Origin of the sequence: Aquabacterium sp. (assembly GCF_004297345.1) — a bacterium.
Taxonomy (GTDB): Bacteria; Pseudomonadota; Gammaproteobacteria; order Burkholderiales; family Burkholderiaceae_C; genus Aquabacterium.
Genome location: NZ_SCTN01000148.1, coordinates 1 through 12,326 on the forward strand (window position 1 = coordinate 1; position 12,326 = coordinate 12,326).

The 12,326-nt window shown below is 60.1% G+C and carries 12 protein-coding genes; 6 read left to right on the forward strand and 6 right to left on the reverse strand.

Going from position 1 to position 12,326, the window contains the following annotated elements; translation table 11 throughout:
* Positions 1 to 66: 66 nt before the first annotated feature.
* From nusB to ribD, 4 genes are all read right to left on the reverse strand, one after another.
* On the reverse strand, positions 67 to 561 hold the full coding sequence (gene nusB / locus EPO09_RS04790; RefSeq protein ID WP_290640731.1) for a transcription antitermination factor NusB: 495 nt from the start codon (positions 559 to 561) through the stop codon (positions 67 to 69).
* Between the two features lie 38 nt (positions 562 to 599).
* A complete protein-coding gene (gene ribH / locus EPO09_RS04795) occupies positions 600 to 1,064 on the reverse strand; it encodes a 6,7-dimethyl-8-ribityllumazine synthase (protein ID WP_290640711.1) in 465 nt (154 codons plus the stop codon).
* An 82-nt stretch (positions 1,065 to 1,146) separates the two neighbouring features.
* Positions 1,147 to 2,262: a bifunctional 3,4-dihydroxy-2-butanone-4-phosphate synthase/GTP cyclohydrolase II gene (gene ribBA, locus EPO09_RS04800; RefSeq protein ID WP_290640712.1), complete on the reverse strand. Its 1,116-nt coding sequence runs from the start codon at positions 2,260 to 2,262 to the stop codon at positions 1,147 to 1,149.
* A 113-nt stretch (positions 2,263 to 2,375) separates the two neighbouring features.
* Positions 2,376 to 3,545, reverse strand: a complete 1,170-nt coding sequence (gene ribD, locus EPO09_RS04805; protein WP_290640714.1) for a bifunctional diaminohydroxyphosphoribosylaminopyrimidine deaminase/5-amino-6-(5-phosphoribosylamino)uracil reductase RibD — start codon at positions 3,543 to 3,545, stop codon at positions 2,376 to 2,378.
* A 156-nt stretch (positions 3,546 to 3,701) separates the two neighbouring features.
* On the opposite strand from ribD, the gene EPO09_RS04810 reads away from it, so the two are divergent.
* The 6 genes from EPO09_RS04810 (at position 3,702) to EPO09_RS04835 (ending at position 10,544) form a co-directional block, all read left to right on the forward strand.
* The gene (locus EPO09_RS04810) at positions 3,702 to 4,280 is read left to right on the forward strand and encodes a GspH/FimT family pseudopilin (protein WP_290640716.1); all 579 of its coding nucleotides are present in this window, start codon (positions 3,702 to 3,704) and stop codon (positions 4,278 to 4,280) included.
* 2 nt (positions 4,281 to 4,282) lie between these two features.
* Positions 4,283 to 4,843, forward strand: coding sequence for a type IV pilus modification protein PilV (pilV, locus tag EPO09_RS04815; protein ID WP_290640718.1), 561 nt, complete (start codon positions 4,283 to 4,285; stop codon positions 4,841 to 4,843).
* Entirely contained in the window at positions 4,840 to 5,751 is a 912-nt protein-coding gene (locus tag EPO09_RS04820) for a PilW family protein (RefSeq protein ID WP_290640720.1), read from the forward strand. Before pilV ends, EPO09_RS04820 begins: the two co-directional genes overlap by 4 nt.
* A 101-nt stretch (positions 5,752 to 5,852) precedes the next feature.
* Entirely contained in the window at positions 5,853 to 6,296 is a 444-nt protein-coding gene (locus EPO09_RS04825; protein WP_290640722.1) for a hypothetical protein, read from the forward strand.
* 29 nt (positions 6,297 to 6,325) lie between these two features.
* Positions 6,326 to 10,069: a PilC/PilY family type IV pilus protein gene (locus EPO09_RS04830; RefSeq protein WP_290640724.1), complete on the forward strand. Its 3,744-nt coding sequence runs from the start codon at positions 6,326 to 6,328 to the stop codon at positions 10,067 to 10,069.
* A gap of 4 nt (positions 10,070 to 10,073) precedes the next feature.
* The gene (locus EPO09_RS04835) at positions 10,074 to 10,544 is read left to right on the forward strand and encodes a type IV pilin protein (RefSeq protein ID WP_290640726.1); all 471 of its coding nucleotides are present in this window, start codon (positions 10,074 to 10,076) and stop codon (positions 10,542 to 10,544) included.
* Positions 10,545 to 10,597: 53 nt separating this feature from the next.
* On the opposite strand, the gene nrdR is transcribed toward EPO09_RS04835, so the two are convergent.
* Together nrdR and glyA are read right to left on the reverse strand one after the other, a co-directional pair.
* Positions 10,598 to 11,077, reverse strand: a complete 480-nt coding sequence (gene nrdR, locus EPO09_RS04840) for a transcriptional regulator NrdR (protein ID WP_290640727.1) — start codon at positions 11,075 to 11,077, stop codon at positions 10,598 to 10,600.
* A 102-nt stretch (positions 11,078 to 11,179) separates the two neighbouring features.
* On the reverse strand, positions 11,180 to 12,326 hold a 1,147-nt coding region (gene glyA, locus EPO09_RS04845), incomplete at its 5' end, for a serine hydroxymethyltransferase (protein WP_290640729.1).

The window sequence follows — 12,326 nt, forward strand, 5'->3', positions numbered from 1 at the left end:
ATAAGGCTGCGTGACCGCTGGTTGAGTTGGCTCTGACACGTACCAGATACCCCGATAAGACGCCCTTTACTTCCTGGCAGGACGCGCTGCTTTGACCTCGTCAGGGCGCAGGCTGGGCGCAAGATGGTCCAGCACGCCATTAACGTACTTGTGCCCGTCGGTACCACCGAAGCTCTTGGCCAGCTCGACCGCCTCATTGATGGCGACCTTGTAAGGCACATCCAGACAGTGCGTCAGTTCGTACGCACCGATCCAGAGCACAGCATGCTCGACAGGCGACAATTCTTCGACAGGTCGGTCCAGAAACTTGAGCAATGCCGCATCCAGTTGCGCTTTTTGCTCGATGCAACCGTGCAGCAAGGCGTCGTAATGGGCGCGATCGCACTTGGCGAATTCGTCTTGCTCACGGATGTGGGCATCGACCGAACCCGCGTCACGGGTATTGATCTGCCATTCGTACAGGCCTTGCAGCGCGAACTCACGGGCACGGCGGCGCGAAGACTTGGCACGGTCACGCAAAGGTGCACCGGAAGCCGATTTACGGGCGGGACGGCCTTCCAGGGGCGCATCCGGCTTGGCGTTGGATTCAGGCGTTTGGCTCACAGCAGGTCATCCAGCAGGTTGGCCATTTCGACGGCCACACGGGCGGCGTCACGGCTTTTTTCGTCCACGCGGGCCTCGGCCTGCTCTTGATTTTCGACCGTCAGGATCGCATTGGCCACCGGCACATGGTGATCCAGGCTGACGCGGGTCACGCCTGCGCCGCTTTCGTTGGACACCAATTCGAAGTGGTAGGTCTCGCCGCGGATGATGCAGCCCAAAGCCACCAGCGCGTCAAAACGCTCGCTGTCGGCCATGGCTTGCAGCGCCACAGGCACTTCCAGCGCGCCAGGCACCGTCACGTGCTGGATGTGCTTGGCAGACACGCCCAGCTTGACCAGTTCGTCGATGCAATTAGAGGCCATGCGGGAGGTCAGCTCGTCATTGAAGCGAGCCTGAACGATCCCGACACGCAGATCCTTGCCGTCCAAGCGACCGGCTTGTCCTTTGTCAGCGCCTTGCATAGTTTTGTATTCCAGATAAAGAGCGAGGTTTCAAACAGAAAGAGCGAAATTAAAAGCTAAAAGCGCGCGATCCCAACAAAATTCAGTGTGATGGCGCCAGGGTCTGGCCATCAGCCGTCAGGAAGCCGGTGACTTCCAGGCCATAGCCCACCATGCTGGGCAGACGCTGCTGGTTACCCATCAGGCGCATGCGGTGCACGCCCAGCGTCTTGAGAATCTGAGCGCCTACGCCGTAGGTACGCAGGTCCACTGGTGTCTTGGGCGCCTGCATGGGGTTCTTGGGCAGCAGGCGCTCGGCCAGTTGCTCGGTGTCATCACCCGCATTGAGCAGCACGATCACGCCACGGCCGGCTTCACGCACAGCAGACAAGGCCTTGGGCAGCGCCCAGGAGTGCGTGCGGTTGCCAGCATCCAGCCAGTCCAGCACGGACAGGGGCTCGTGCACGCGCACCAGCACCTCGTCGTCCTGCGTCCAGTTGCCCAGCGTCAGCGCCAGGTGCAAGGCACCGGTGCGATCCCGGAACACATTGGCTTCGAACTCACCTTCGGGCGTCTGCATCGTGCGCTTGCCCAGATTGGTGATCAGCGATTCGTTGCGGCTGCGGTACTGGATCAGGTCGGCGATCGTGCCGATCTTGATGCCATGTTCCTTGGCGAAGATCTCCAGATCAGGCAGACGGGCCATGGTGCCGTCGTCGTTCATGATCTCGCAGATCACGGACGAAGGCGTCAGACCGGCCATGCCAGCCAGATCACAACCGGCTTCGGTATGACCTGCGCGCATCAGCACGCCGCCATCCTGCGCCTGCAGCGGGAAGATGTGACCAGGCTGCACCAGATCGGTGGGCTTGGCGTCACGCGCCACGGCTGCAGCCACGGTACGTGCACGGTCAGCAGCCGAGATCCCCGTGGTCACGCCTTCAACGGCTTCGATGGACACGGTAAACGCCGTGCCATGCTTGGTGCCGTTGCGGGTGGCCATGGGCGGCAATTGCAGCCGCTCGCAGCGCTCACGCGTCAGGGTCAGACAGATCAGGCCACGGCCGTACTTGGCCATGAAATTGATCGCTTCGGGCGTGACGTGATCAGACGCCAGCACCAGATCGCCTTCGTTCTCGCGGTCCTCTTCATCGACGAGGATGACCATGCGGCCAGCGGCGAGTTCGGCAATCAGCTCGGGGATGGGTGAAATGGGCATCCCGCGATTGTAGGCGGGCCGGCGCCCTGTTTCGGGGGAAAACACGGGGTTGCCACAAAGGATTGCGGGGGCTTTCGTGTCTTTGGGGCGCCATTCGAGCGCCCCGCCCCCGCTCAGAACGCGCCAGCCCCGATAGGACGAGCCAGCACGCGCAGGTCATTGCCCACCATTTGCGCATCATGAAAGCACAAGGTGGTGACCTCGGCCAGATCACTCAGCGCGGGCAAATCGGCCAAAGCACGGCCAGGCCCGATCAGTTTGGGGGCCAGATAGATCAAGTACTCATCAACCAGGCCGCAAGCGATCCATGCCGCGTTCAGGCGCGCGCCGGCCTCGACATGCAGTTCGTTGATCTGCCGCCTGGTCAATTCCGCCAGCACGGCATCCAGATCCAGGCGCTGACTGCCCTCGTTCGCAGTCGCGCCTGCCATGGCACGGCGCTCATCAAGCGGCATAACCGCGACCGCACGGCCCGCATCCACCAGGGATTGATAGCGGGCATGTGCGGCTGGGTCGGTGTCTTGCGCTGGCATCCCCATCACCAGCGCGTCACCGGGCTGATCCCAGATGCGCGCATCAACCGGTGTACGCCAGTGGGTATCCAGCACCACCCGCAAGGGCTGGCGCAAAACCTCGATCGCGCGCACATCCAGGCGGGGATCATCCGCGAGCACCGTGCCAATGCCGGTCAGCACGGCGCCAGCGCGCGCGCGCCACACCTGCCCGTCCGAGCGAGCAGCCTCACCCGTGATCCACTTGCTCTGCCCGTTGCCCAACGCAGTTCGTCCATCGAGTGAACCTGCCATCTTCATGCGCACCCAAGGGCGATGGCGCACCATGCGCGACAGGAACCCAATGTTCAGCTCCCAGGCTGCCACAGCCGCGGGATGCGTCGGCGGCACCACATCCACAGCGATACCCGCGTCACGCAGGCGCGCTACGCCCTTGCCACCGACCAAAGGGTTGGGGTCCATCAACGCAACCACCACCCGCCCCAGGCCGGCCCGCACCAAGGCATCGGCACAAGGCGGTGTGCGGCCATGGTGGGCACAGGGCTCCAGCGTCACATAGGCAGTGGCACCAGCCACGGACAAGCCGCGCGACTCGGCATCGCGCAAAGCCATGACCTCGGCATGCGGCCCACCGGCCTGCTGTGTATGCCCCTGCCCCAGCACCTCACCCGACGGCGACACCAGCACACACCCCACGCGGGGATTGGGCTCCGACAAGCCAATGGCTTGAGCAGCCAAGCCCACCGCCCGCAAAAGAAAGTCGTCATCCATGTTTTCTGGTCACCCGTCAAATCCGCATTGACCCACCCCTTGAAACAGGGGTTTGAAGTGCCATTTTGACCCAAGCCTACCGCCTGTCGGTCCCAGGCAACCACTGGTCGGCGCTGCAACTAGATGGTGCGCACACGCCAACCCATAATCAAAAGTATGGAAAAGTACCGAAATTCCGGAGGAAGCGCTGCGCTGCAGCGGGGCTTCACGCTGATAGAGCTGTTGATGACGATGGCCATTCTGGTCATCCTGCTCGCCATTGGTGCCCCCCAACTGCAAACCTTCCTGATCCAACGGACGGTGGACAGCCAGGCAGAAGCCTTTGCTGCTTCTGTTCGCCTGGCCCGCTCGGAGGCCATCAAAAGAGGGGTTCGAGTCAGCATGTGCGCCAGCGCCGACCCCGCCGCGGCTGTGCCTGTTTGCGCCGCCGCAGGCGCAGCAGACTGGAGCCAGGGTTGGCTGGTCTGGGTGGACGATGCCGCCCCCGCACGGAGCTATAACGCCGGAGAAACCATTGTGAAGGTTCAACAGGCCTTCAACTCCTCAGGCAGCATCGCGTCAAATGGTGGCGCTGCCGTCATTTCCTTTACCCAAAATGGCATGGCGCTGGCCAGCTTTGCGAGCTTCCAGGTTCACCCCCACTTGACCGGCAGCCAGGCAACAGAAGCGGCCAACAACCGTTGTGTGGTCCTGAGCGTGGCGGGCCGCGTACAAATCAACAAGGGAGCCTGCTGATCATGAGCATGAGCCATAGCCAGCACCGCTGGCGGAATCAGACGGGCGCCACCCTGGTTGAAGTGCTGGTGTCGGTCCTCCTGCTGTCCTTGGGTGTGTTGGCCATGGCCGCCATGCAGGTCAACGCGGTTCAGTACAGCAAGACCAGTGAGTTCCGCACCGTGGCCACCTTGCTGGCCAATGATCTGGGCGACCGGATGCGTGCCAATGACCCTAGCGGCCAAGTCAGGTCCGGCCCAACGGGCTATGACTACCTGAGCAGCGGCGCTTACGCTGCCCCAACGCTGCCCAACCCACCCGGCACAGATTGCGCAGACGGCGCCACCACTTGCGCCTTCAACCAGATGGCGGCCTACGACAAGGCAACCTGGGCTCGCACGGTGTTTCAGCAGTTGCCGCAAGGCACCGCTCGCGTCGTCGTTGACGCTGCAAACGCCAATGCAGAAATCTGGATCGTCTGGACGGACCCAAGCAGTTCATCCAACCAGGCCGCCGATAACTGCCCAGCCAACTACAACCAGCCCAGCACCGTGCGCTGCGTCTATTTCCGAATCGCCATATGAGCCCGTTGCCGCATTCTCATCGCCCTCGGGCGCAAATGGGCCTGACGCTGGTAGAGCTGATGGTGTCCATGGTGATCGGCCTGGCCGTGATCGGGGCGGGCTTGGCCATGTACTCCACATCGGGCTTTGCCGGCAAAGGCAGCAGCGCACTGTCACAGATGAGCGAGGACGCCAGCCTGGCGCTGAGCCTGATGCGCAACCACATCGCCATGGCAGGTTACAGCCGAATGGTCCTTGAACCAACCAGCAACGCCATGGTGAAGCTCTATACGGGGCACCCCGTTTTTGGCTGCCGCTTTGGTGTGGACTCGATCACCAAAGACAACTTTCTGAGCAGTACCGATCCCGATGCCACCAAACACCAGATCGCTTGCGACAACGCTGCGGGCACTGGCAACGACACCTTGATCGTCTTGTACGAAGCTGATCAAGACAACACGGTCGCCAATACCGCCACCACACCAACGGATTGCCTGGGCAACGGCGTACCGCTTGTCACCACCAACCCGCTGGGCAACTACAACATCGCGGAAAACCGATTCTTCATCAGCGCCGACAACGCCTTGAGCTGCCGAGGAAACGATGGTGCCGTCTCCCAACCCCTGGTGGACAACGTCGCCCAGATGCAAATTTGGTACGGTGTGGCAACGCCTTCGCCAACGGGCACACGAGGCACAGTGGCCACCAGGTACCTCCGCGCCAATCAGGTCGGCGACATGAACAACGGCAATTGGGATCAAGTGGTATCCATACGCTTGTGCCTGGTCATCCAGAGCCGCGACCCTGTCCTGGACACGCCCGCACCTTACTTCAACTGCAACGGCGTCAGCACCCCCACGACTGATCGCCGCCTGTACCGCGCCTTCACGACCACCGTTGTGTTGAACAACCGCATCTTCCAGAACTGAGGTTAGCCATGACATCACCTCACACTCACACACACATCAAGCCGCACCGCGCGCAAAAACCAAGCACTCAACGTGGGGTCACACTGCTGATTGTTCTCATCATGCTGGTGGTGATCGGGTTGGTATCGGCATCGGCCATGCGCCAGGCAGCCAACGCGGATCTGATCAGCAACAACACGCGACTCGAGCAACTGGCCAAACAGTTCGCCGAAACAGCCCTTCGGTTCTGCGAAGAAGGCGTCAAGAATGGCACCGTACAGATTCAGGCGGCCAACCAGGCGGCGCCCGCCTGGAAGACCTTCGGCAACTGGGAAGGCGCCAGCCGAACGGCCCTCAACCTGGGCGAAGCCGACTTCCGGTCAGCAGCGCAAACCTCAACTGGCACCAACCGGGCCCCACAGTGCATGGCTGAGTTCAGCCCACTGAACAACAACACATTCATCGTTACCGCACGCGGCTTCAGCCCCGACTATCAGGCGGATGCCAACGGCAAAACCCAGCGAGGCGCTGTGGTCTGGCTGCAATCCACCCTGGCAAGAAGCTGACAGCACCACCACAAGTGCAGGAGAACCGCATGCAACGTACACATCAAGCGCTGTCAACTCAACTGGCTCGCCCCCATGCCATCACGCTGGCCATGGTGGCTTTGCTACAGGCTGCACTGATGCCATCCGTGGCCAATGCCACAGCGCCATCGCAAAATCCGCTGATCAGCAAGGGCCTGCAACCAGCACCCAACGTGATGCTGACGCTCGACACATCGTGGTCGATGATCTTCCCCTACATCCCGGAAGGCCCGTTCACGGTGGCGGGGGGAACAGTCACCTTCCCCAGCAACACCTCGCCCATCCTGCACCCCAAGGACACACGCTTCGACCCGGGTGATGGGCGCTGGCTGGGTGATGGCGGCGTCATCCCAGGTGATGCTTCGGATACAGCTCCCCTGATCCAGATGCAGATGCGCTCACCGGACGTCAATGCGCTCTACTACGACCCCAAGATTCACTATAAACCCTGGCTCAAAATTGACCCGAGCAGTCAGGCCAAAGTGCGGTTCCCGGACGCGGTACCGAGCATGGCTTTCTTTGATCCGACCAACGCCATTGCGACAGACGCCAGCACATACGCCGACCTGACGGCGGCCCCCACCAATATCAAGACCTATTGGTGCACCAAGCCCCCCTACGAGGCCAACAGCACCAACCCAGGCAAATTGGATTGTGGTCGCGGCACCAATGGCGGCACGGTCAAATCATTCAGCCCAGGCCTCTACTACCTGCTGGACAGCAGTTTGGCGGGTTGCGCCAGCCCTGCTGACCCCAACTACGGTAGCTGCTACAAAAAATTCGACATCAACACGGATACCAGTTTCACCAAATACCCAAACCGTGATGACTGCCTGGGTGCCACTTGCACGCAAGACGAAGAACGCCGCAATTTCGCCAATTGGTTTGTCTACTACCGCACTCGCCTGCACATGGCGCAGGCGGCCATTCCTGAAGCCTTCATCAACCTGGATAACGACAAGATTCGCACAGGCTTGGCAACCATCCACCAGGAAACAGCCACCAATGTTGATGGGGTATCAACCACGCACGTGATGTCAGGCGTTCGCCTGCTCAACGCACAGCGAAAAACCGAGCTATCAGACTGGATCCGAGCCTTTCGAACCTTGAACAAGGGCACACCATTGCGCAAAGCCCTGCAGGGCGTGGGTGACTATTTCTCGCGCACGGACTCAGGCAGCGCATGGGCCAGTGACCCAGGCTCCAATACCTACGAAGCAACCAACGCCATGTTGGCATGCCGCCGCGCCTACAACGTATTGGTCACTGACGGTTACTACAACGATAGCGAGCCTAGCGTCGGTAACGTGGACGGCAGTGATGGCCTCACCATTACGGGCCCCAGCAACAAGCCCTTCACGTACAAGGCAAGCGACGCCAGCAACAGCCTGTACGCAGACAATAAATCCAACACGCTGGCCGATGTGGCCATGAAGTACTGGAAGGCCGACATTGCCGTCAATCAATATGATGCAAGTGGTCGGCTGATTTCGTACGGGCTGGACAACAAGGTCCCAGCTGGCAACAACACACCAGGTCAGGATCCCGCGTTCTGGCAGCACCTGGTTCAACTGCCCATTGGCCTGGGCATCACGGGCTCCGTGCCCAATGACAGCATCACCAATCTCGTGAATTTCGTGCAGGCAAATGGTTGGTGGTCTGCACCTGACTCTGGCGTGCAAAAAGTCGATGACCTGCTGCATGCGGCAGTCAACACGCGAGGCCAGTATTTCAGCGCCAAGAAGCCCAGCGAGTTGAGCTCGGCCCTGACCACTGCGCTGAATCGCGCCGCTCGGCGAGATGGCCTTAAACAGGCGGGGGTTGCGACGGCCGCACTGACAACGACGACAGGCAATCTCAAGTACGTACCTGAATACACCACGGAACAATGGATTGGTGATCTCAAGGCATACAGCCTGGACGCCAAGGGCGTATCGTCTGACACCCCGAAATGGAGTGCTTCCGCACACTTGCCGGCACCAGCCAATCGCAACATTGTCACGATTGTGGGCTCGGACAGTACAAGTCCGATTGGCGTCAACTTTTTTTGGTCAGCAGACAACCAGATAATTGGCGCCAGCAGCCTCGACGATGCCAGCCGCACCCTGCTGAGCCAGAACCTGCCCACTGGCGCCTCAGGCACAGATCTGGTCAGTTACGTTCGAGGTGACAGCAGCAATGAAGACACTGCACTAAAACTGAACCTGTTTCGCCAGCGCGAGAGCAAGCTCGGTGATTTCGTGAACTCGACACCGTTGGTGCTGCAAGGCAACGTCAACCTGTTCTACGACTTGCTGCCTCAAGGTGTTGCCCCAGGATATGCGGACTTCCGCGCGCAAAAGGCAGCACGCTCACGCCTCATACTTGCCGGCGCCAATGACGGCATGTTGCATGCCTTCGCAGATCCCACTGTGGCGCAATGCAATGACACTGGCACCACATCCCCCGCCTCATGCGGACAAGAGGTGTTTGCGTACGTGCCCCATGCGGCGCTGAGCAAACTGGGCAAGCTGGCCCGGCGCGATTACGGCACTGACAGCAATCCTCACCAGTTCACGGTCGATGGCCCGCTGACAGAAAGCGATATTTATCTGAATTCTCAGTGGAAAAACATCGTGGTGGGCACCATGGGCGCAGGTGGCAGGGCCATCTTTGCGCTCGATGTGTCACCAGGCACAAGCCTGGGTACCTCATCGGTCATGTGGGAAAAGTCTGGCGACAACGATGAAGACTTGGGCTACATGATGGGCGCAGCACAGGTCGGCGTCATGCCGGATGGTTCCTGGAAGGTCTTTGTGGGCAATGGCCCATATAGCGACAAAGGCCGCGCCGTACTGATGATGATCGATCTCAAGACCCGCACGGTCAGCAGAATCATCACGGACGAAACCACAGACAACGGTTTGGGCGCCGTGCGACTTGTCAAGAACAGCAACCAGCAGGTTGTTGGCGTACTGGCTGGCGACTTGAAAGGTCGGCTGTGGCACTTTGACTTCGGGGCAGGAAACCCAGCTGAATTCAAGACGACCCATCTGTTCACAACCGCGATTGACTCATCGGGCCGACCTCAACCCATCACAGCCGCACCAAGCGTCATGTCTCACCCACTTGGTGGCTACATGATCACCTTCGGCACCGGCAAACTGTATGACGAGGCCGACAGCGATGACGCCTCTCAGCAATCACTCTACGGGGTATGGGAGAAGGCAACGGACAGCACGGGCACGGCAACCGGGTTGACGACAACCAATCTGATTGAACAAGTTATCAAGAGCACGCCCGTAGCATCCAACAGCGAACGCGTCTTTTATGGACTGGAGTTCAACAAAGTGGACTACGCACAAAGCCGAGGCTGGTTCATCAACCTGACCCAGGCCGCCGGCCAACGGCTGATATACCCCGGTACGCCTTTGCGAGATTTTGTGCTGTTCAATACCACCGTTCCCGTCACCACGGCACAAGCAAAAACCTGCGACAACAATGGCGAAGGTTTCAGCTGGATCCTGCCCACATTGATGGATGGCACGTATGACAAGACAGTGATCATCGACACCGATGGCGATGGTGCGGTCGACAAGTCGAAAGACGCCATCGCGTTTGGATACAGGACGGCAACCGACGGACAAGGCACAACGTTGACGGGTGGTGACGGCAAGATCATTGACATTCGCACGGGCGAAAAACAGTCCATCCAATTGCCCGGCTCATGGAAACGCGTCTGGCGCCAACTGATCTCTACTCCACACCCCTGACACCATGTCTGTACCTGCATTCAACATGCGCGAGCCTCTCCTGAGCAAACGAGCGCCCCTTCAAGCTCGCGCTCGCGGCTTCACCCTGGTGGAGCTCATGATTGTCGTGGCCATCGTGGGCATCCTGGCTGGTGTCGCCTACCCCAGCTACACGGAGCACGTGGCACGCGGACGCAGGGCAACAGCCCAGAAGTCCTTGCAGGAGGCGTCGCAGTTCATGCAACGCTGGTATGCCGCGAACAACAGCTTTACGGACGCCAGTGGTGGCAATCCATCGCTGTCCAGCGTTCCCAGCCCATCCAACTACACCGTCAGCGTAGCCGTTGCAGCGAATGGTCTCAACTACACGCTCACAGCCACGCGCACGGGCATCATGGCCAACGATGCATGTGGTGACCTCACGTTGACGTCGACCGGCGTCAAAGGGCTCACGAACGCCTCCACCGGCTACGACGTCGCCCGCTGCTGGAAATAAGCCCAAACCACTACCAGCAAGCACCCAACAAAAAGGCCCAGACGGGCCTTTTTTCATTCGTCGGATTCCAACTTAGCCCCTCTCTTGTTCCCCGTCTCCTTGATGGCCGCGACAAACTCGCTCACATCATCAAAGCTGCGGTAAACGGAGGCGAAGCGCACATAGGCCACCTTGTCGAGCTTGCGCAACTCGCGCATGACCCACTCGCCCAACTGCGTCGAGACGACTTCCTTCTCGCCGCATTGGCGCAGCTTGGCTTCAATCGACTCCAGAGCACCTTCCAGCGCCTCGGCGCTCACCGGCCGCTTGCGCAGCGCGATCATCAAGGAGCCCTTGAGTTTGGCTCGGTCGTAATCCGTACGCCGGCCATCGCGTTTGACGATCGCGGGCAACTCGATTTCAGCGCGTTCATACGTGGTGAAGCGCTTGTCGCAACCATTGCACTTGCGACGGCGGCGGGTCGAGTCACCTTCATCAGAATCCCGGGTCTCGACCACCTGGGTGTCGTGGTGACCACAAAATGGGCAACGCATCGTCTTTCCACTCCCTGCAAAAACGAAGATCTACAAAAGCAAAAAACCCGGCCCGGATACAGATCCGAAAGCCGGGTTCATCGAGATCATCTAGCTATCTGATCAGCGATAGACAGGGAACTGACGAGTCAGCGCTGCCACTTGCTCACGGACACGCGCCAGGGTGGCTTCGTCATGCGGGTTGTCCAGCACGTCGGCAATCAGGTTGCCCACTTGCACGGCTTGCTCTTCCTTGAAACCACGTGTGGTGAAGGCAGGCGAGCCCAGACGAATGCCGCTGGTGACCATCGGCTTTTGCGGGTCGTTGGGAATACCGTTCTTGTTGCAGGTCATGTGAGCTGCGCCCAGAATGGCTTCGGCTTCCTTGCCCGTCAGGTTCTTGGGGCGCAGGTCCACCAGCATCACGTGGCTTTCAGTACGGCCTGACACGATGCGCAGGCCGCGCTTGGTCAGCGTGTCAGCCAGTGCGGCGGCGTTCTTCACCACTTGCTGCTGGTAAGCCTTGAACTCGGGCGACAGGGCTTCCTTGAAAGCCACAGCCTTGCCGGCGATCACGTGCATCAGCGGGCCACCCTGGATACCAGGGAAGATGGCGCTGTTGATCTTCTTGGCGATCTCTTCGCCGCGCATCAGGATGATGCCGCCACGTGGGCCACGCAGGCTCTTGTGGGTGGTCGAGGTGACCACATCAGCGTGAGGCACTGGGTTGGGGTACACACCCGCGGCGATCAGGCCGGCGTAGTGAGCCATGTCCACCATGAAGTAGGCACCGATTTCCTTGGCGATCTTGCCGAAGCGCTCGAAGTCGATGCGCAAGGCAAAGGCCGAAGCACCCGCGATGATCAGCTTGGGCTTGTGTTCACGAGCCAGCGCTTCCATCTTGTCGTAGTCGATGTCTTCCTGGGCATTCAGGCCGTAGGACACGACCTTGAACCACTTGCCAGACATGTTCAGCGGCATGCCGTGCGTCAGGTGACCACCTTCAGCCAGGCTCAGGCCCATGATGGTGTCGCCAGGCTGCAGCAGGCCGAAGAACACGGCCTGGTTGGCTTGCGAACCGGAGTTGGGTTGCACGTTGGCGTACTCGGCGCCAAACAGTTGCTTCAGACGGTCGATGGCCAGTTGCTCGACCACGTCGACGTTTTCGCAACCACCGTAGTAGCGCTTGCCTGGATAGCCTTCAGCGTACTTGTTGGTCAGCTGAGAACCTTGGGCCTGCATCACGGCGGGCGAGGTGTAGTTCTCGGAA